This window comes from Serratia sp. TSA_198.1, assembly GCF_052686505.1.
In genome coordinates this window covers 113,375-132,719 of sequence record NZ_JBQZFP010000008.1, presented here as the reverse complement: position 1 = coordinate 132,719, position 19,345 = coordinate 113,375, and the positions used below count along the sequence as shown (strand labels likewise).

Here is a 19,345-nt window from a genome sequence, read left to right as displayed (position 1 = left end):
CATACTACCTATCATCCGATGGAAACTAAATGGAAACAAAGATCGAATTTATTACCAAGTAGGTATGAATACTGGGATTTATAACTAAGTTTAGGTAATTGACATTCAGGCATAAATTCAATATGCGAGAAAAGGCGGTTTTTCATATCTGAATGGTTTTACTGGCGATTTGGCTGGGAAATCAACGAAAGACTTGTTGCATTGGTCGAATGTTTTTTATTTAAAATCAATCGATTGTTTTTTTTCTTTATCAGTTTTTTCTGAAGTGTTTACGCAAGTAAGATTATTCGTAGAACATCTGCTACATTTCATGGACATAGACAAAATCCATCTATCCTCGCCTTTGTGGGGAGTGGGCGCGGATGAGGCGGAGTTTAGATGCATCATTTTAAAATTTTCTGTTTGTTATTAGCAATAACTATACCCACAAGTGCTTTTTCAAGCAGTTTTTCCCTGGGCGTGCAGACAGAGTTGGCAACTCAGGCATACAAAGCCAAACGTACACATTTTTATGCCATTCCCTATGTGGGATATGACAATGATGTTTGGTATGTCGACGGTATTGAAACAGGGTTTTACCTACTGAAAGATGCCGAAAATGAACTGAAATTGAAGGCCTACTATTACTATGAAGACGCTTACCGTCCTGAAGATGGCCACGGTGAAGCGATGAAAAGACTTAACAAACGCCGTGCAACTGTCATGTCGGGCATCAGTTACCAAAGGATCACTCCGTGGGGAGCGATATTTACCCAGGTCGCGGCGGATACGCTAAATAATAGCAAGGGTGTGGTTGCAACGGCAGCCTACATTGGCGAGCTCAATGTCAATTCTGTGATGCTTTATGGAGAAATCGGTACTGATTGGTCGAATGCACAACAAACACGTTATTACTATGGGATCTCCCAAGAAGAGGCCGAGCGCAGTGGGCTTAATGAATATCGTCCACATCAAAGCCTAACGCCGTTTATCATGTTGGCAGCAGAATACAAATTCACCCAGTATTGGGAAGGTTATATTGAATCCCGTTATAACTTCTTATCGAAAACCGTGCGTCATAGCCCAATGGTTGATCGCGATGGAACGTATAACTTTGTCATTGGCCTTAACTATAATTTTTAACCGGGGGAAGTCTCTATGTTTTGCCAACTAATAGGAGACTATGACAGTGTCAATCTTCTCTAACAAGATTGGTATCCTGCTCGCTGTGATGATTTTTGGCTTAACCTATGGTCTTAGTGCACCGCTGATCGCCATTAGGTTGGTCAATGAAGGGTATAGTGAAATCTTTGTGGGCATCAATGCGGCGATGCATGCCGTCGGCGTGTTCATTGTTGCTCCATTCTTACCGGTACTGTGCCGGCGATTTCATGCTAAGACATTGATAATATTTTCATTATTTATCTCATGTCTCGTGTTGTGCCTCTTTCCCCTCACATCTTTTGCAACCTGGTTTGTGTTGCGCCTTATGCTGGGCGCCATGAGCGAAATTATGTTGGTTGTGACTGAAACCTGGTTGAACTTTATGGCTGAAGAGGCAAGCCGTGCACGAATCATTGCCGCTTATACTGCCAGCTTGTCCACAGGTTTTGCTCTTGGCCCACTCATTTTAGTGTCCGTTGGCAGTAGCGGAAATACGGCATTTTATCTGGGGGCCGCCATCGCATTGTTGGCGGCAGTCGTAGTCACTCGCTCTGTAGTAAGGCCATTCCCAGCAGGCGAACAACATCAATCCAAACCTGTGCTGATGTATCTTAGTCTGGCACCCATTGCTATAGCGGCAACGGTTTTGAATGCAGGTCTGGAGTCTGCAGGTCTCAACTTACTTTCGGTGTATGCAATGAATTTGGGTTGGGACGAACAATCAGCAACTTCATTGATTTCTGTTTTATTGATTGGGGCAATATTGTTACAACTGCCTATCGGTTGGGTAGCGGATAAATACAATCGTCAGTGGCTAATTATCATCATGGCGGGTTTATCGGCCTGTGGGGCATTGTTATGGCCAATATCGCTTAATTATCCCTGGATGGCGTACACATTACTTTTTGTGTGGGGGGGAGTATTTGTAGGTATTTATACTGTGGTGGTCACTCTTGTGGGCGAACGCTTTAGTAACGGTGAATTGGTCGGAGTTTATGCTGTATTGTCGATTGCCTGGGGCGTTGGCGCATTGGTTGGCCCAATGATGGGTGGGGTAGCCATGGAGTTGAACACCCACGGCCTACCCTTGATGGCTGCGTTGCTTTGCGGTTTGTTTATGTTGTTTACCCTTAAGAATGCCAGGCGGGGTTGCTAAGCCGTCTTACAATTAAAAGAGATGAGAAGAGGTTATAAGGCATGGTTCAGTTGGTAATGATTTTACTGGGGGTTGATTATTTACGTAACCGCTGGCGTGGGTTGATGATTGCCGGCTGGTTAGGTGTGTTGGCTGGTTTAATCATCTTCATCGATGCGTTGGACAACGCGATTTATTTCCCCTTGCATCCCTTTGCTTTCCTGTTGTTGGTCGAAGGCCTGGCAACGTTGATGGTTGCACATACCGGCATCGGCGGGCAACGTACCTTGCGTTACGTAAAAGGAGGGGCATTCTCACTGGCCGCGATATTGATCTTGAGCGGGCATCACCATGGTCATTTTATTTTATCGATGATTTTTGGCATTTTATTTTTGACCGACGGGTTATTGCAAATCGTCACCGCTGGGGTTGTACGTTATAAAAACTGGAAATTTGTCGTCGCCGGCGGTGTCATCGAAATCATGTTAGCCATTTTCTTCTTTCAACCTTATCCGACCCATTATGTCGGCACCGTCCCTTATTGTTTAGGTCTGGGGTTGATATTCGGCGGGTGGAATATGGTTATGTTGGCGATGCGCGTCAAAAAGCTGGAGGTCAATCCCGCGGTGTTGGGCAATACGGCCGCAGAGGAAGCCAGCAGTGCAGAAACGGCGCCGTTGGTCACTGAATGGGACGGCCCTCCGGCTGCCGATGAACCGGCACTGACCATACATGTCTGGACACCTGTAGGATCCTCGAAGAGTGCAGTAGTGCCTCATCCTGTCATTGATCGTTATATTGCTGCGGTGGATAAAAATGGGGTGATTTCCACCGGCCATGCTGCGCTGGAATCTCCGGAGGGCGTCTATATCAGCCTGTATCCGGCAGTCGATATTGACCGGTCGCCCGATCAATTTACCCGCTTGCTGCGGGCAACGGCAGATAATAATGTCGAAGGGGAGTTTCAACCGGATTATGTGACTGAATCCGAAAAATGGTGCCCTTCCACCATGCAGGTGCGGATCAGGAACTATGATGCTGAACGTTTGAAACGTTTCTGGGAAATTTATCGGGAAGACAATACCTATAACCTTACGCATCGTAACTGCTCAAGCAGTGTGGCGCGAGGGCTGGAAGCGGCGCTGGAAGGCGTGGTGGGCAAGATATGGGGGCAGCGTGGGCACTGGTGGGTGTTGAGTAAAATTCTCACGACGCCGGAGTTATGGGTGGCGATACAAATACGTAAACGCGCAAAAACGATGGCCTGGACGCCAGGGCTGACGCTCGACTACGCACGTGCATTAAGCATGTTGGCAGATCCCCGACCGGCCGGCTGGATAACCACCATACGCCGTGCCCTAAAGAAAATGTTTTCTTTACGCAAGCAATGGCGCGATGAGAAAGCGCAGAGCACTATAGTGTCAGATGCTCACCGTGAACCCTCAAATGGCAAAGGCAAGTAGCTATTATGGGAATGTTTCCGCGGTTGACTTCACCAATAGCAAGCAACGAGCAAGACTGGGTATTGGAATATGCCCGGTTACCGAAGGTGGAGTGGGGAGAGCAGGGTAAAATTGTACTGCGCAATATTCGCAATTTCAGATATCAACCCACCCGCGACGATTATGTGCCTGATTGGTACGATGCAGATATCGATATTAGCCAGTTAAAAACGGTAGATGTGGTCTCCTCTTACTGGTCAGGTAAGGCTATTGCACATCTGTTTTTGAGCTTCGGTTTCGAAGACGGTCGCCATTTGGCTGTCTCGATAGAAACGCGGCGTAGCCGCGACCAGCGATATTCGACCTGGCGCGGCTTTTTTAAACATTACATGTTGACCTATGTGCTTGCCGATGAGCGGGACTTGATTGGCGTCAGAACCGATGTCCGCAAAGAGCGGGTTTACCTTTACCCCCTCCAGGTTTCGCCAGATACGGCCCAGGCTCTTTTTCTGGACTATTTACGCCGTATCGATCAACTGAGCCACCGACCCGAGTTTTATCACACGTTATTTAATAACTGCACGAGCAATATTTTGCATCATGCTACTGCGGTTTCTGCCGACATTCGCTATAGCTGGAAAGTCTTGGTCAGTGGCTATGCAGATAAATACATCTATGAGCTTGGCTTATTGAATAATAACCTTTCTTTTGAACAGTTAAAAAAACGATGCCTCATCAAAAGGCCGGACAATGCCGTGATCAATGAGGATTTTTCGCGTTTGATTCGAGAGGGTGTTAAGAGGGAAAGTTGAGTGGCTCACTTTCCCTGATTGTGAGACTGACGGCAGGATGATGGGGCATTCCTGCCGTTATTTTTTCTTTTTGGCCTCTCTGTCCATCATCTTTTGCTCATCCGCATCTTCAAGTTCGTCTTGCCGCATCAGGCAATTGGCATAGGCATCGGTCCCTTTGGTAAAACCATAACCATCACAAACTTTTTTATGGTTTTCCAGAGTCATCGCATCAAGCTCATCACTGATCCCACACCCTGATAAAAGAACCATTGAAACTGCAAGTAATACTGTTCGCATCATTTTTCTCCATTATTAAAGGCATCAAGCTAAATATCAGTTATTGACACTCAGGGTCACCCATGTCGCATTTTTTTATTTTATTCAGAGAATTTGTGCGTTCCGTTGTTCGCTCACTCAAACATAATGCGTTATTCATCGCGTTAATACTTCCACCCGCAGAATTTGAACTCAAAAACGCACAATCCGCATCTCTAAATTTTAGCCAGGCTCGCTGCGCCTGAAGTAATGCCTTACTTTTTTCAGGGGATGATTTTAACGTGTCCATGACTTTTTTATAGGATTTATTCATCTCTCCATCTGCATTTTTGTAAGTCTGAGCGGCACAATCATTCAGTTCAGCCTGATTTTGAGCTGTCTGCAAACAGTTGCTTTCCGGTTTATCCGCTGCCAGCGCGCTGGTTGAAAAAAAGGCTGAGAAAATCAATGGAAGAGCGACAATACGCATTCGCATATTTTAATATCCTTAAGTTGAGAAGTTTTCATCTAATAATAGGAAAGTCTTTGGCGTTACGCCAACTGGATATCAGTTGATGTTCCTTAATGAAGGGATAAGCGTGCATTTCAATCGTCAACGTTTACCGCCGCACGTTGTTGTTCCAGTAAAGCGATAAAACGCAGAATTAGCGCATTCATACGCAGCAGAGCAACTGTCGGTTCTGCCGAAGCAGGGGGATGTTGTTCCAACTGTTGGCAAAGATTGACCCCGCTTTGGTAGCCCGCCAGCGCAAAACTGCCTTTCTGCCGATGCAGCACCGCGGCGAATACGTCCGGCTGTGCGGTGGCGGCGAGCAGCTGTTGGCGGTCAGCGTCGCTGCTGCGTTGCAATTCGTCAATCAAGGTGGTCAGGACCTGCGGCTGCCCGGCGGCCATCAATTGGATTTCCCGCATGTCCACACGAATGGCCTGTTGCTCCGACACTAAGGTGCGCAAATCCTGCTGGGTTAGCGGTTTGATCAGCACTGCGTCCATACCCGCCGCCAGACAGCGGTATTGCTCATCGTTAAACGCATTGGCGGTACAGCCGACGATCGGCAGATATCGACGGTAGCCTTGTTCTCGCTCTCTTTGCCATTGCGCTAGCTGATAGCCGGTGAAAACCGGCATCTGACAATCGGTCAGCACCAAATCGTAGGTGGCTTGCTCCAGCCATTGCAGCGCCTGGCGACCATTGTCACAGGTGGTGACCTGATGTCCGAGCTTTTCCAGTTGAAGTTTCATCACCGTCAGGTTTGCGGGCAAATCATCCACAACCAGCACCCGCAGCGAGTGTCCAACGAGGGGGGCGGTGAGCGTCTCTTGCGCCTCATCGCCTGCGGCGGTGCGAGGTAGCGTTAGCGTGAAAGAGAACCGTGAACCCTGCTGCGGCGTGGAGTCAATCCGTAACTCGCTGCCCATCAGTTGCACCAGTTGGGTACAAATCGCCAGCCCTAGCCCCGTACTGGCCGGCGCGTTGGCATCAACCTGAGCATAGGGCTGCAAAATCTTCTGTTGCAGGGACGGGGCGATACCGATGCCACTGTCGCTGATACTGAACGTTAGATTGTCGTGATGGGGATCCTGTGGCTGTACATCGACCTGCAATGCCACAAAACCCCGTTCGGTATATTTGATAGCGTTGCTGAGCAAATTATTGAGAATTTGCGTCAGCTTGGCGCCATCCAGCAGATACTGATGCTGCCAGACGGCTTCGATATCGCTGTCCAGCCGCAGCGCTTTTTGCGCGGCCAGCGCGGCGTAGGTATCCAGCGCCTGCGTCAGCAAGGAATACAGTTCTGTGGGGTGAACCTGCAAGTGCATTTCACCGGCTTCAATCTTGGAAATATCCAACACATCCCCGACAATTTGCAGCAACTGGCGCGAGGTCGCATAGGCTATCGGTAGTGACGTCCCGGCGGTTTCAGGGCGCTGGGTTTCCAACTCAAGGATACCGAGGATAGCGTTCATCGGTGAGCGAATTTCATGACTCATGCGCGCCAGGAAATGACTTTTTTCGTAGCTGGCGTTGGTGGCCTGTTGCAAGGCATCGGCGAGATCGCGCTCCAGCCGTTTACGCTCGCTGATGTCATACCAACCGAGCAGCAGCCCTTGCGGCGTCATACGGCTGTCACTGTAAGCCGCCAGCCATTGGGCGATTTCCCGTTGCGCTCCCTGTATCACCATTGCACGGTCGGAAAACTGCGGTTGCATATTGCCGATGGCCGCTATGCGCTCTTGTTGGCTGATGGCGGGAATAATCGGATTTCGCGCGGTAAATTGCTCCAGGGAATGTCCAATCACTTGCTGCTGCGTTAGCGTCAGTGACTCTAGCAATGCCTGATTGCAATGGGTGATGTTACCGAGCGGATCACACACCAACAGTGGCGTTGGGATACTGTTGAGCAGCGTTTGCCAGTATTTCAACGCATCGCGCAAACCGCGTTCGGCACGGCGGCGGCGGAAAATTTCAGTCGACAGAAAACCGATCAGAAACAGCGACAGCGCGGCGCTGACCGCTGTCAACGGTTTGAACCAACGATCGCCGGCGGTGCCGCTCGGTTGCATTCCACTTAACGTTGAGTTCAACAGCCAGCGTTCATTGATCGATTGTGCAGCGCCTGTCGGCAGGGTGTCGATCGCATGATTAATACGCTGCAACAGCGCATCCTGACCCGGTGCCAGCCACAGTGGCTGGTTGCTGACGATCGCCGGCAACGGGTGCACGCTCAGCCGGCCGGGGTAAAGATTGCTGGCTAACAACGCCGCCTGCGTGGCATCGCAGACGATGCCTTGCGCGGCGCCGGCATTCAGCAGCCGGATCGCTTCATGTAATGACGCCGCCTCGCTGAGCGCCACGCCGGGGTAAACCGCCAGTAATCCCGCCTGCGCCGGGCTGTGACGTAATATCAGCACCCGCTGATGACGCAGGTCCAGCGACGATTCGTGCTGCAACGGCAACCGGTCCTGGCGAACCACCAGCGCCCAGCGCTGTTGCAACAGCGGATGCGAAACCAGTATCCCTGGCGGTGGCGGTGAACTTTGCGGCGGCGGCAAGGCTACCTGGATACTTTGCTCATTCAACATCTGCGCCAATTGACTGTGGCTGGATGCGGTCTGTGTGGCGAAATGCAGGCCACTTTGCGCAGCAAGGGCGCTCAGCAAATCTGTCGCCGCACCCTGCAGTTGATGGTTTGCGTCAAAATCGCTGTAGGGTGAGCGATCGTCGATCAGACCGACGTGAATGTCCCCGGCTGCCCAGGCCCATGCAGGCAGTAGGGTGAGCAGCACCAGCCAAGGCCACCTCATCTTCACAGCCCGGCTTCGCGCAAATAGGCGAACAAATCAACATCGGAGCTGACGCCAATTTTTAACATGGCGCTTTTTTTCTGTGCGCTGATGGTTTGTTTGGTGCGGCTGAGCATGGCGGCGATATCGTTAACGCTGTGGCCCTGGGCCAACAAGCGCACAACCTCCAACTCGCGTGGGCTCATCGCCACTGTGGAGGGCGATGATACGGCGTTGCCCGGCGGTCGGCGTCCCTGCTGTAATGCTTTCAAACAAGCGGTCAGCTCAGTGGTCAGGCTTTGCTTATTGATCACCGCTAACACGCCGGTAGCCAGAATGGAGTTGACCAGCCCGGGATTGGTCATCACGGTAATGACTACAATCGGCAACTGCGGGTATTTACGGCGCAGGGTACTAATCAGCCGCAGTCCGTCGGACTGCTGTTCACCCGGCATATTGAAATCAGTGAGCAGCACATCCGGCAATTTTTCCGCCAGCAAGGCCAGCAGTTGATCCACCGTTTGCGCCTCGCCGCCGATCGTAAAATTATCGCCAAAGGCCGTGGTCACCACGGTTCGCAGGCCAATCAGGAATACGGGGTGATCATCGGCTATTACCACGGTTTTTTGCACAAATGACTCCTCGGAACAGGCAATGCAATCAGTATAGTGAATCCGCTTTCGCCAGTGCCAATACGCCGGCCACCCCTAGTTGCGGATGGTGCAACAAACGGCATTCGACATGATGATAATGTGCATCGGGCAGCAGCAGGCGTAATGAGCAATATTGCGGTGTATTCCATGATTCGCTTGCGGTGCGCAGTAATGTTTTCAGCACCTCGCGATCGTCGGGGTGAACATGGGCCAGCAGCAGCGTCAGATTGGCTAACTGACGTGGCGGCATGCCGAAAACGGCGTCGTGTGGCTGCCAATCCAATTGTTCGGATCCCGCCGACAGGCGAAAAAAGGCGGGGTGGCGGGTTTGCAGCAACGCGTTCAGCAATAGCTGCTGTTGCTGCGTCTGTTGGCGCCGGGAGCGATGTCGTTGTTCCCGCGTTGCCACTAACAAACCCAGTGAGATGATCATCAGCAAGTACAGTTGTGAAGCTTCGACCGCCTGCATGCCGGCCAACGCTGGGCGAAATGGGCCATAGCCGTAGAGAGTTGCCAGACTAACCAGCAGCGTGAGCAGAATAAAGTACAGCGCCAGCGGCAACAGGGGCAACAAAGCGGACAGCAACAGCGATAGCGCCAGCACGGAATACAATAAAGCGTTATTCAGCAGGTCGTTGCTTAACAGGCTGGAAGGCAGGAAAAAAACGGCTATAGCTAATGGAAAAACCCACGCTGCAATAACGGCTTGCTGACGGGTGGGCCATTGCCACTGGCCAGGATTCAAACGATGGATAATAAATAGCGGTGCGATCGCCAGGCAGCCGGTAGCATTGGAAATTCCCCAGCTGATGAAATGCGAAACCCGCGTCGGATAGCCGAGAGCTTTAAGAATTAAATCACTAAACAGGCCGCCCACGGCGCTGGCAAGGTACACGCCGGCCAGCAAAAGCAACGTTTCTCCCGGGTGCGACAAACCGTTTGAATAGCGGTGCAGCCCATTCCAGATTAACGCCAGCGGGCAAATGATCGCTAAATCGAGCAGGGCGAACGCCAGCGCAATATCCCAGGGGCGGTCGTGCAGCAGGCTGACCGAAAAGTGCAGTACGCCTGCGCTGATCGCCCACATCGGCCACTGTGCCGGGGAGCGGGTGCATAATACGCCCAGCAACAGACCGGCCGGCAACCAAATGGTGCTGGACAGGCTCCAGGGATCGCGTGTTTCGAGACTGATGGTGGCGAGCAAGAAGTAAACCGCAACAAATATCAGCCAACGTAACAAGCCGTAACGACGTGGAATACGCCCGGCACCCATGCTTATCTCCCTTATCCTCTTTGCGGTAAATATTAACAGCCATCCTCTAGGTTTAGCTACGAATTGCTTTTCTGACTAGTCAGATATCCGCTGTTCCAATACGTCTTTATACTTCACATCAAGTTACGGCATCGCGCCGAATCGTCAATTTCCATCACTCAATTACTGAGGTTTGTCAGCTATGAAAAACATTCAATTTTTCGGTGGCATCATATTGGTATTTGCAGCAGCGCTGGTGCTGTTTTGTTCTTTAACTTCTGTTGGGCATAGCGCACGTAATACTGAGCCGGTATTTGTGATGAAAGAGGGGACGGTGTTGTTTTCCCTAAATGCCAGTATGCAGCAAAACCGTCAACTTGACGTTCAATACCAGCATGCCAGAGGGTTATTGCAGCAGGTCGGTGGTAAGTTGCGGAATGGCATGAAAAACACTAGCGTTGGAAGTTATTTTTCATGAGTTGATTTGATTTATTAAGTTAATTCAAAGGCGTTTTTTCATAAAACTAATATTGTTATAGGTTGCCAATCCATAATATTAATGGGTTTGATTTTTTCTAAGCGAAGTGAAAACCCATTACAATTGTTATACGACGATTGCGTAACTTAAGAGATCGTTCCGTTGGCCAATGACAAGCACGACGCTATGGGTGTTTGCCATTGGCCATACCCAGTCTGTATGCATTACAGGATAGGTACTGTTGCTCTGCACGGAATTTACCAAACATCTTACTGTGCTCAGGTGTTGCGGTGGGCACATGCAGCAAGAACCCTGGTTATTTACTGCTCCATTAGCACCTCACCTTGATGACGATGTCCTGACACCTCGTAACCGACCACCGTGATGATTGGCGCAAACATAAGAATGACCAAGCATATGACTATACCTACACCGTAAATCGCTGCGGTGACAGAGGCCGCGATTACGATACCGGTCGCAAGCAGGAGCCATACATGCAACTGATCGAAACGGCGCACAAGAAAATAGTGGAGCGCGTAGATCAATCCGAGGAATAGGGTCACTGGAATTGCGGTGGCGAGCAGGACTGATAATGACCCGATGTGAGCTTTATTTTCGATAAAGGTCGCAGCAACATCCAGGCCTGCTCCGGTAGCAACTATGGACGCGATAAGCAGTATCTGGCCATAGCTCCATATGAAAGCGCGCGAACGATGCCTGTGTAATACTTTCGCTGAGGGTAGAATGGAATATACCCACCACATCCCGAAGGTGAGCCCGACACCTGCAATACAGGCGAGTGCTGCGTCCATCGTCCAGCCCTGATGCTCCATTTCAGCTGATAACGTCGCGACCGTGCCCACCAATCCTTCACCAAGTGCAATTATCGCGAACAGACTATGGCGTTCGGTCATGTGCTCCGCATGCCAAGGGGTGCCACCATCCTTTCGTTCCGCTAGTGCGGGTCCCGCTAGTTCGACAAGAAACCATATGCCGCATAGTATGAGGGTAATATCCAAAGGGAAATGAAACAGGATAATCGCAATCCAACCTATTTGAGCAACAGTGATGGCGGCAGCATAAGTGAGGCAAGTGCGGCGGCGTGAAGGATCTTGCTTCGCTGCGCGCAACCATTGAAATATCATGGCTACGCGCATGATTACATAACCCACTACCATTATCGAGTTGTCGAGAGAGCCGTGCTCGATTGAAGAGAATAAACGTGGCAAACCAATCGCCAATATTAGCACTCCGCCCATTTGCACCAATGTGGCTATGCGGAAAATCCAATCGTCAGTGTCGTAGGCTGATGCGAACCACGAGAAGTTGAACCAAGCCCAACAGATGCAGAAACTCGCGAATCCGAACCCGAGCAGAGCCGTAGTGTACTCGCCCGCTGCCAATGCATGTGTTAATTGGGTTGCGGCAAATGCAAAACAGGTCGCGAAGGTTAGGTCGAACAATAATTCTAAAGAGGAGGCGACCCGATGTTTCTCGTGCGGGTCTCGCCCGGACATCCGTCGTATGTGATGGTGGAGAACTTCGGTAACAGATGCAGGTGAACTCATAGATAATCTTCCATCGGTGAACGCAGTTTGATAAATGTGATTTTAAGGTTTAAGTACAGCATAAGTAGTGGATAATTCTATAGCATTTTCCTGTGATAACCGAAACTGCTGTTTATGGGCGTCCATAGCCGTTAGGGATTGATGATGTTTTCGCCGTGAGATGCGGAACCCAAGGTGGATAGGCTAAAAACGATTGTCTGAGGTAGGATCGCTATAGCAATTTATTGATATTATTGCTCATACCTACGCAAAAAAAGTGTTTTAACCTTAACTGCAACTAAATGATTTTAACTATTACTTAACATTGCGCAACCTTTAAGCTTTGTGAAATGTGCGCACTCCGGTAAATGCTTCTGAATGGGGCAGGATTTCGGGGTAGGGGCAATCAGCAGAGTGAGGGTATATCCATAACGAAGCGTTCTTCCGACGAACTGGGTACTGTGACTAATCCTGAGGGCTGGTCGCCAAAGCTGTGACCATGCTCTATATTCCGAAACGGCCCATTCATCGCTAGTTCAGTCAACGCATAGTTCCCAAAAGTAGTCACCAATCGCTTAAGAGATGAGATAAAGATTTCATCACGGCCGAGATTTTTTGTTTTGAAGCATGCGTTATTCATTCTAGGTATAACCGTAGTACCTTTTCTGCAAAATCATCATCCAAGATATAAAAATAGCATTCAGGCACATTAAGTACTCTGGCGAGCGCGCACATCGTTGTAAATGAAGGGGTATAAGTACCACTCTCATATTGCGAGATCCGTGAACGAGCAGTCGCCTCATCAATACCTGCCAGCACGCCCAACTTTTCCTGCGTAAAGCCGGCTCGTAAACGCGCAAATTTCAGTCGTTGAGGAATCATAGGATATCGTCAGATAAGTTAGATAAAAAGTTGACGACATGTTTAGCATCACTTAACATAAAACTTGTTTAGAGTTGCTAAACATCAAGGCACGCATAGCCGACTAAAAATAAGGCGACACCCAGGGAACAGGCCGGTCATTTTGACCGGCCTAATTTTTGTAAGATCAAGATAGAAAGGGTTTTTTAGTCAGTTCTGTGGTAATTCAACATAAGGAAACGGTGTAATTATCTGATTGATATCATTGAGGCGGGGTTAGGGGGCAGTTGTAGTCTACGCTGAGTGATTCTCGTTGCGGACGTGAGTTGCGATTGACGCTCTTTCAAGATTATCATTCGTATAAAAATAGCGATAAGCTAATGGCATTGTCGGACAGTCGGGTCCATGCTGGAAAATTTTATTTATTGGGAAGTAAATACTGGATGTAACTCCTTTTTTAAATATTCGTAGAAAACGTTTGATGTCTTTTGTATAACTCTATTTACAGATTTTTCTTTTAGTTGGCTAAAATAATAAACCTAGATTTAGATTGCATCTAATAATTAAAAATTATTAGATAGTAACTCTGTTTTGGATTTATTAATTAAATCCAGTTAAGTAATTTAAATGTGAAATTTTAAGTTTCCCTTTTTTCGGAAGTTTAATTGATAATGTCACTGTTTAATCTCGCTTAAATAACCAAGGTTTTTTATTTTTAAAATAAAGGTGAGGTGTAAGGGGACAGGAATAAATCAGGGGTATTAAACGAGATTTTGAAGAGGCTTTTTAAGTGGGAATATTAAAATATTATCAATCCTATCCACGTTAAAATAATATGGGGCTGAAGGTAAAAATACGTTAGCCGTGAGTGTGTGGATGACGATAATTGACTATGCAGGATATTATCGCTTAAGCTAACTGCGCTGTGTTGTCGTCCTAGGACGACCATCTAATGTCTCAGCACTCTGTGAGAGGCGCCTTCGGGTGAGTGCCATCCAATGTTTCATGTGACCTGTGAGAAACGCCTTCGGGTGGTCACAATATCCTCGTAGCCTGGAAGAGGATGCCCATGTGGCGGTACCTCCGTTTACCCTTTGAGAACGGAGATCACGACAGTGATGAAGGTTCACTAATGACTCAACCGCACCAGTCCTGGGACGGTTCCTTTCACTAAAACGTATGCATTACGTCCTTCCGCTGTAAAGCTCGCCAAGGCGAGGTTTTAGGCTTCAATGCTTTGATTATTTTATCTTTTAAGACGTGTTGCTGACGATGCGACTTTTGAACGCACGTATAAGGCCATTTGGTACATTTGGCCGCTTACGTGAGTCTCATTAGGAGCTGAGGAGCGCGCGTCACTTGTGAAGTGGCGAAGACACTACCAAGTGACGCGCGTAGCGCATAATGTCTCAACCCACGTACGACGTGGCTTTCAACGTTTTACTACCATCTGACCAACACGTAGTCCGTGTCAGTACGGTTTTAAACACTCATTAACTTCAACGTAATTACAACGGAAAATACCGTTTTGAACGTTTCACTATCTAAAAGGAGGAAATCGACTCGGTATCGATGGCGACACTACGAACAGTAGTGTGTGGAGGCAGACTGACTAACGTCAGGCCGGCGAAAGCCGCGAACAGGTCAGAGACCTGGGGAGCCTCGAAATAACTCAACATTTCGCCGCCCCGATGCACAGATACCAGTCGAGACGCAGGAAGCGCAAAAGCAACCGTGTCGTCGGGGTTGAAATTACTGGGGTACAGATCCGTCTGCTTTGTGGAAAGCAGAGGGTTGTGCATCCCGTGGGAGGAGAATCGATGTCAAAACTCAGTAAGCAGCTGGTTACTCTCGCCCGCCAGGGACGGGGGAGTTTTAAAACCGTCGCTGACCGTTCGAGAATAGCGGAACGCTTTTCTGAACGTCTTGCGAAATTAAATATCCAGATCCGTGACGTTAAGCATGTTAAGACGTCCCATATTGAAAATTATATTAATAGTCGTAAGGCTGAAAATATATCAATACGCACGCTCCAAAATGAAATGGCATCGGTCCGTTCGATCATGTCAGCAGCGGGGCGAAATAAACTTGCAGACCCTTCGCATGATAAGTTGAGTAATCAGGCGCTGGGTATATCAGGAGCAAGCCGCGATGGGACAAAAACACCACTCCCCGATGATAAGTTATCGGCAATTGTTAACCATGTTTTTAAAAAGGACGAAGGGGTAGCAATCGGCGTGCAATTATCTCGTTATTTGGGGCTGAGAACGGAGGAGACGGTTCAGTCGGCCAAATCGCTAAAAACCTGGAAACAAGCCATTTTAAATGGTAACGATAGGGTGAAGGTGGTTTTCGGGACAAAAGGTGGTCGCCCTCGAGATACAACAGTTTTTAACCGTGAGAAAGTTTTATCTGTTTTGGATAAGGCGATAAAACATTGCGATGAGCATAAAGGGAAGTTGATTGATAAGCCTTCTCTACATACGGCGATAGAACGATACAGAAATATCGTACGTGACGCAGGTATGATTGGAAAGGATGCGCCTCATAGTTTGCGATATGCCTATGCAAAGGATGCTGTAACTCATCATGTCAATAATGGTATGAGCCGAGAAGAGGCGAATGCATTGGTCTCTATGGATTTAGGTCATGGTGATGGGCGGGGACGTTATATTAGACAAGTCTATTTTAAAGATGATATTGAGTAAGTAGTGGTAAAAGGTCGCAGCTCTCACGGGGCTGCGACGTTACAAAAAGTTACGTAAATACTTTTATCATATTAGAAAGAATAAAATGCACCTATTGTGAAAGTGAAATAATCATCCTTCTGCACGATGGGGCTGTGCCTCACATGGTTAGCCAGTGTAGTATAGTGTAGAGCCGCGTAACCAGACCAGTTTTCATTAAATAAGTGTTGCCAGTTAATACTATAATCGACACTGTATAAGCCCCCTGTGGAGTTAAAACTCTTGAACTCTGAATTTCGGCTTTGCTTCTCATTAACACCAAACCAGGTGTTATTATAACGAGCGTCGCCATAATGCATGACGCCACTGGCTGTTAGCGTGTTGCTGTCATCATTAAATAAAACAGCATTAACACCTATGTTGTAATTAACTCCTTGGCTTTCAGTCAGGGGGGCGACAATGGTTCCTTCAACGCCAATCCAGGGAGTCATCCACCAACCGAGAGTTGTTGTTGAGTTTAATGCTGTGTTTATTTTCCCCATTCCTTTGAGGTGGTCGGAGCCAGACTGTAACCACGAATCACCATCAGTTGTTCGACCCCATGTATACCCCAATGCCTGCCCCAAGTATAAACCATTATCAAAGGAATGAGTAATCCCAATACCTTTTTCTGAGCTCACGAACCAGCTCCCGTTGGTCCATTCAAAATAAGGTGCGTTTGTCACGTCATATTTATCGGCTCCAATATACGTAGGTGCATACTGTGTTCCTATTCCAACGGTTATCTCATGTTTATTTTCGACAGATGATGCATAAGTTACAAATGGCAAAAACAATATCACCGATAGTGTCCTTTTTATCCCCTTCATACGAGCTCCTAGAGTGAATTATGCTTGTTAACAACTCCGGAAGTATCGCCACAAATAATAAAGAAATCGACAAAGGTTTATCAATGTTTAATCAATGTGAGTCTGTGAAACATGTCTTAATCATTGAAGGCGATCCGGACCCGGTGAATGATAGTGGATCAACCGGATAACTTGTCTCCAATGAGTGTGCCTTCATAACAAAATCCATCGACCACGCCCGATTCGGGGTACCCAGCTTCAGAGTTTTAGGAGGGTGCTAACCTGAAAATGTTCGGCCGGGGTTGGCCTGGTGAGTGCTTTCCAGCGATTGGTCTGTAGGATGCAGATCGTAATCTGTCACTGTTACCTTAATTATTTCAGATGTTTAATCATGTTTTTCATTCATTGATCAATTTATTATCTGGTGTCTTTTGTTGACTGAATATTGATGTTGTATTGACCAGTCATTGATTATTTCACGCTAGTGTGCCCTGTAATCATAAAATACGATTTCACCTCATTGATTCTGCACGAACACCTGAATTTATTTTTTGCAGTATTGATGAAGTAGAAGGCGCTAGCTTCGGAATATCATAATGTCTCACATTTCAAACAATCGTACAGCAGTTTCACTTCCTGAATCACCGCTTGGACTTTACATGGCCTTATCTATCGGTAATCTGCAGCCGCACCGGTTCTGGAACTCTCCTCACTTTCGATTTAAATTTTTTTCTCGTTCTCTGCTTATGCCGGTGAAAACTTATCAGTTACTGAGTCTTCTTACGAGTCATCCGCTTTATTATGAGCTTTTGCAAAATCAGCCCCGGTTACCCTGTCGGATCCACCGCCCGTATGTAAGCGCAGCCTTATCCAGTGGAGAAAGGATGCAAGCCATCCTTTACCATTACAGCATGCTGACCTCTTTCCTGGATGTTGAAGCGTTCAAGAGCCATCTGTCGCCCGACGGACTCTGCTTGTGTCAGTTTATGGGGAAAGATGATCAACTATTTATCCTTCAGTTTGTTTCGACATGTAGGCTGGATCGAGAAGGGGAAGCCAGCATCATTCTGAGAGACGGTTCCGGACAAATGCTGGCGGAAATCACGTTTGTGCTTTGCTTACGCGATAACAAAAGGTCTGTAATTATAGGTGGGTTACAGGGGCCTAATAATGACAACGCTCAAGAACTTGTCCAGCAGGCAACAAAAAATCTGTATGGTTTGTTCCCAAAGAGGCTTGTTCTGGAGTCTCTAATTCAGGTTGCCAGTCTGCTCAGCGTGGATAAAATTTTCGCAGTATCCAATAAACTTCATGTATACCAGGCTGTCAGGTATAAAAACAGGGTTAAACATTTGCATGCTGATTATGACTCCTTCTGGGAAATGTCTGGCGGAGATATAGACAGCCATGGTTATTATTCGATACCTATTAATATCATCAGGAAAAGGTTAGGCGATGTGCCGAGTAAAAAACGTGCTGTATATCGGCGGCGTTATGAACTTACCGATGCCATTAGTGAGCAGACACGTCAAGCACTTACCCGAAAGTGTTCTTGATGCACCATGATACATACCGAATAGCTGTTTTTTTATCGCTGGCAGGGATTCCCAGTCAGATTGACTGAGTTGCTGGCTGCTAAGCGTTTACAGATCTGGTGATGAAATCCATCTTGAGTCCGTAGATGGGGGGATGTTTCTGGTTCTGCCAGCAGTGTGCCTTGAGGAATGATAGTAGAGGTGGGGTTCTTAGATCAACTTATTGATGATGAATCAGGAAAAACACCTAAGGCATCCTAGCAAAAAGTGTCGTTTGAAACTGTTATGGATTAATAATTATGGGCGTAGAGCTTATCGTGGGAATATGCTAATGAATGTCAATTAAAATCACAAGTTGATAAAAAATTGACAATTGATTAGCAGTATCTTGATAGTAACGGTATTTAATTCGTGCTGGATTATAACCAGGATGCATTGAATGAAAAAGATACTCTTCTCCATAATTATGTCATTGTGTTTGACTTCATCAGTCTATGCCCAGTCTTCGGCTTCCGTTATCGGACTAGGTGAGAATATCTCTAGTGCCGGCAAAACACGTACTGAACTTGGTATCGAGCAATACAACATGCTGAGCCAGAGAAATAATCGTTACAGCTTTAAACATGCAAAGGAGTTTTTCCCCCATAAAAGTATTGATACTGCAGGTACGCCGGTTTACTCGCTTGGAACAGGTAAGCCTCAGTTGAATATGAACGAAATAAATTTCGACTTTGAAGATCCGGTTATTCATCGTGTTTTTCGAAAAACTGTCGCGGATATGTTGCATCAGACACGAACAGATTCGTTTTCGTCATAAAAAATGGCGAAATAAGATACGAAAATTACTTCGATGGGCAAAGTAGTCGCACTCGCCATCTGGTAATGTCTGTATCAAAATCACTTACCGGGATACTGGCCACCTTTCTCGTTGCTGAAGGGAAGTTAAACAGGGATGCTAAGGTCATGGATTATATACCTGAGTTGAAAGGTGCGGCTCCTGAGCTCAAAAATGACCATGGGCCGAGGACTATTCGTCAGTTCTTAACTACACTGAAAAAGCAGAGAAAACATGGTGATAAGTTCCATTATGTGACTCCCACTACGGATGTACTTTGCTGGCTTACAGAACGTGCCTCAGGGGAGACATTTGAAACGTTATTGTCAGATCGGTTGTGGTCTAAACTCGGTATGAGCAGAGGTGCCTTCGTGTTGGTTGATAAATCAGGCACCCCATCCTGTGGTGGCGGTGTGAATGCTACGGCAATAGATCTGGCTAAGGTCGGCGTGATGTTATTGAATAAAGGTGAATTTAATGGGAAAAAATCCTGCCGTACAAGGCCATAGAGAGCATCACTTCTGGCGGCGATATTAATGTATTTGCGGAAAGTGGATCTGCGGCAGAAGGGCTG

Annotated in this window: 17 protein-coding genes; 9 read left to right on the top strand and 8 right to left on the bottom strand. The window is 47.6% G+C overall.

The window, feature by feature from the left end; translation table 11 throughout:
- Positions 1–378 precede the first annotated feature (378 nt).
- The 4 genes from ACUTSW_RS23220 to ACUTSW_RS23205 are packed head-to-tail and all read left to right on the top strand — an operon-like array spanning position 379 to position 4,532.
- Positions 379–1,122 carry a MipA/OmpV family protein gene (locus tag ACUTSW_RS23220; RefSeq protein WP_020439773.1) on the top strand — a complete coding sequence of 248 codons (744 nt, stop codon included), beginning with the start codon at positions 379–381 and terminating at the stop codon, positions 1,120–1,122.
- 40 nt (positions 1,123–1,162) lie between these two features.
- A complete protein-coding gene (locus ACUTSW_RS23215) occupies positions 1,163–2,299 on the top strand; it encodes an MFS transporter (RefSeq protein WP_020439772.1) in 1,137 nt (378 codons plus the stop codon).
- A gap of 41 nt (positions 2,300–2,340) precedes the next feature.
- Positions 2,341–3,741, top strand: coding sequence for an HdeD family acid-resistance protein (locus ACUTSW_RS23210; protein WP_020439771.1), 1,401 nt, complete (start codon positions 2,341–2,343; stop codon positions 3,739–3,741).
- A 5-nt stretch (positions 3,742–3,746) separates the two neighbouring features.
- Positions 3,747–4,532: an Lnb N-terminal periplasmic domain-containing protein gene (locus ACUTSW_RS23205; protein ID WP_064799158.1), complete on the top strand. Its 786-nt coding sequence runs from the start codon at positions 3,747–3,749 to the stop codon at positions 4,530–4,532.
- 57 nt (positions 4,533–4,589) lie between these two features.
- Here the strand turns inward: ACUTSW_RS23205 and ACUTSW_RS23200 are convergent, their stop codons facing one another.
- The 5 genes from ACUTSW_RS23200 to ACUTSW_RS23180 all read right to left on the bottom strand — a co-directional run bounded on the left by ACUTSW_RS23200 (position 4,590) and on the right by ACUTSW_RS23180 (position 10,001).
- A complete protein-coding gene (locus tag ACUTSW_RS23200; protein ID WP_145917166.1) occupies positions 4,590–4,814 on the bottom strand; it encodes a hypothetical protein in 225 nt (74 codons plus the stop codon).
- A gap of 37 nt (positions 4,815–4,851) precedes the next feature.
- Positions 4,852–5,265: a lysozyme inhibitor LprI family protein gene (locus ACUTSW_RS23195; protein WP_260629170.1), complete on the bottom strand. Its 414-nt coding sequence runs from the start codon at positions 5,263–5,265 to the stop codon at positions 4,852–4,854.
- A 110-nt stretch (positions 5,266–5,375) separates the two neighbouring features.
- Positions 5,376–8,096 carry an ATP-binding protein gene (locus ACUTSW_RS23190; RefSeq protein ID WP_445585462.1) on the bottom strand — a complete coding sequence of 907 codons (2,721 nt, stop codon included), beginning with the start codon at positions 8,094–8,096 and terminating at the stop codon, positions 5,376–5,378.
- Between the two features lie 2 nt (positions 8,097–8,098).
- Positions 8,099–8,707 carry a response regulator gene (locus tag ACUTSW_RS23185; RefSeq protein WP_073439122.1) on the bottom strand — a complete coding sequence of 203 codons (609 nt, stop codon included), beginning with the start codon at positions 8,705–8,707 and terminating at the stop codon, positions 8,099–8,101.
- A 28-nt stretch (positions 8,708–8,735) separates the two neighbouring features.
- Positions 8,736–10,001, bottom strand: coding sequence for an MASE1 domain-containing protein (locus tag ACUTSW_RS23180; protein ID WP_445585461.1), 1,266 nt, complete (start codon positions 9,999–10,001; stop codon positions 8,736–8,738).
- A 181-nt stretch (positions 10,002–10,182) separates the two neighbouring features.
- Between ACUTSW_RS23180 and ACUTSW_RS23175 the strand changes: the two genes are divergently transcribed.
- Complete coding sequence (locus tag ACUTSW_RS23175) at positions 10,183–10,458, top strand: hypothetical protein (protein WP_445585460.1); 276 nt, start codon at positions 10,183–10,185, stop codon at positions 10,456–10,458.
- A 320-nt stretch (positions 10,459–10,778) separates the two neighbouring features.
- Here ACUTSW_RS23175 and ACUTSW_RS23170 read toward each other — a convergent pair whose 3' ends face one another.
- Together ACUTSW_RS23170 and ACUTSW_RS23165 are read right to left on the bottom strand one after the other, a co-directional pair.
- Entirely contained in the window at positions 10,779–12,026 is a 1,248-nt protein-coding gene (locus ACUTSW_RS23170) for a low temperature requirement protein A (protein ID WP_020439763.1), read from the bottom strand.
- Positions 12,027–12,641: 615 nt separating this feature from the next.
- Positions 12,642–12,887 carry a helix-turn-helix transcriptional regulator gene (locus ACUTSW_RS23165; RefSeq protein WP_071825613.1) on the bottom strand — a complete coding sequence of 82 codons (246 nt, stop codon included), beginning with the start codon at positions 12,885–12,887 and terminating at the stop codon, positions 12,642–12,644.
- Positions 12,888–14,686: 1,799 nt separating this feature from the next.
- On the opposite strand from ACUTSW_RS23165, the gene ACUTSW_RS23160 reads away from it, so the two are divergent.
- Positions 14,687–15,574, top strand: a complete 888-nt coding sequence (locus ACUTSW_RS23160) for an integrase domain-containing protein (RefSeq protein ID WP_006327938.1) — start codon at positions 14,687–14,689, stop codon at positions 15,572–15,574.
- Between the two features lie 71 nt (positions 15,575–15,645).
- On the opposite strand, the gene ACUTSW_RS23155 is transcribed toward ACUTSW_RS23160, so the two are convergent.
- Positions 15,646–16,422, bottom strand: coding sequence for a MipA/OmpV family protein (locus ACUTSW_RS23155; RefSeq protein WP_020439760.1), 777 nt, complete (start codon positions 16,420–16,422; stop codon positions 15,646–15,648).
- 575 nt (positions 16,423–16,997) lie between these two features.
- On the opposite strand from ACUTSW_RS23155, the gene ACUTSW_RS23150 reads away from it, so the two are divergent.
- From ACUTSW_RS23150 to ACUTSW_RS23140, 3 genes are all read left to right on the top strand, one after another.
- Complete coding sequence (locus ACUTSW_RS23150) at positions 16,998–17,957, top strand: VirK/YbjX family protein (RefSeq protein WP_006327936.1); 960 nt, start codon at positions 16,998–17,000, stop codon at positions 17,955–17,957.
- Positions 17,958–18,375: 418 nt separating this feature from the next.
- Positions 18,376–18,753 (top strand): hypothetical protein, encoded by a 378-nt coding sequence (locus ACUTSW_RS23145; protein ID WP_020439758.1) that lies wholly within the window; start codon positions 18,376–18,378, stop codon positions 18,751–18,753.
- Positions 18,750–19,280, top strand: coding sequence for a serine hydrolase domain-containing protein (locus ACUTSW_RS23140; protein ID WP_080589810.1), 531 nt, complete (start codon positions 18,750–18,752; stop codon positions 19,278–19,280). The genes ACUTSW_RS23145 and ACUTSW_RS23140 overlap by 4 nt, the downstream gene beginning before the upstream one ends.
- Positions 19,281–19,345: the final 65 nt, after the last annotated feature.

Bases quoted from the DNA above. Each gene is read 5' to 3' on its own strand.
- ACUTSW_RS23220 (WP_020439773.1), top strand. From the start codon at position 379: ATGCATCATTTTAAAATTTTCTGTTTGTTATTAGCAATAACTATACCC.
- ACUTSW_RS23215 (WP_020439772.1), top strand. From the start codon at position 1,163: ATGACAGTGTCAATCTTCTCTAACAAGATTGGTATCCTGCTCGCTGTG.
- ACUTSW_RS23210 (WP_020439771.1), top strand. From the start codon at position 2,341: ATGGTTCAGTTGGTAATGATTTTACTGGGGGTTGATTATTTACGTAAC.
- ACUTSW_RS23205 (WP_064799158.1), top strand. From the start codon at position 3,747: ATGGGAATGTTTCCGCGGTTGACTTCACCAATAGCAAGCAACGAGCAA.
- ACUTSW_RS23200 (WP_145917166.1), bottom strand. From the start codon at position 4,814: ATGATGCGAACAGTATTACTTGCAGTTTCAATGGTTCTTTTATCAGGG.
- ACUTSW_RS23195 (WP_260629170.1), bottom strand. From the start codon at position 5,265: ATGCGAATGCGTATTGTCGCTCTTCCATTGATTTTCTCAGCCTTTTTT.
- ACUTSW_RS23190 (WP_445585462.1), bottom strand. From the start codon at position 8,096: ATGAGGTGGCCTTGGCTGGTGCTGCTCACCCTACTGCCTGCATGGGCC.
- ACUTSW_RS23180 (WP_445585461.1), bottom strand. From the start codon at position 10,001: ATGGGTGCCGGGCGTATTCCACGTCGTTACGGCTTGTTACGTTGGCTG.
- ACUTSW_RS23175 (WP_445585460.1), top strand. From the start codon at position 10,183: ATGAAAAACATTCAATTTTTCGGTGGCATCATATTGGTATTTGCAGCA.
- ACUTSW_RS23170 (WP_020439763.1), bottom strand. From the start codon at position 12,026: ATGAGTTCACCTGCATCTGTTACCGAAGTTCTCCACCATCACATACGA.
- ACUTSW_RS23165 (WP_071825613.1), bottom strand. From the start codon at position 12,887: ATGATTCCTCAACGACTGAAATTTGCGCGTTTACGAGCCGGCTTTACG.
- ACUTSW_RS23160 (WP_006327938.1), top strand. From the start codon at position 14,687: ATGTCAAAACTCAGTAAGCAGCTGGTTACTCTCGCCCGCCAGGGACGG.
- ACUTSW_RS23155 (WP_020439760.1), bottom strand. From the start codon at position 16,422: ATGAAGGGGATAAAAAGGACACTATCGGTGATATTGTTTTTGCCATTT.
- ACUTSW_RS23150 (WP_006327936.1), top strand. From the start codon at position 16,998: ATGTCTCACATTTCAAACAATCGTACAGCAGTTTCACTTCCTGAATCA.
- ACUTSW_RS23145 (WP_020439758.1), top strand. From the start codon at position 18,376: ATGAAAAAGATACTCTTCTCCATAATTATGTCATTGTGTTTGACTTCA.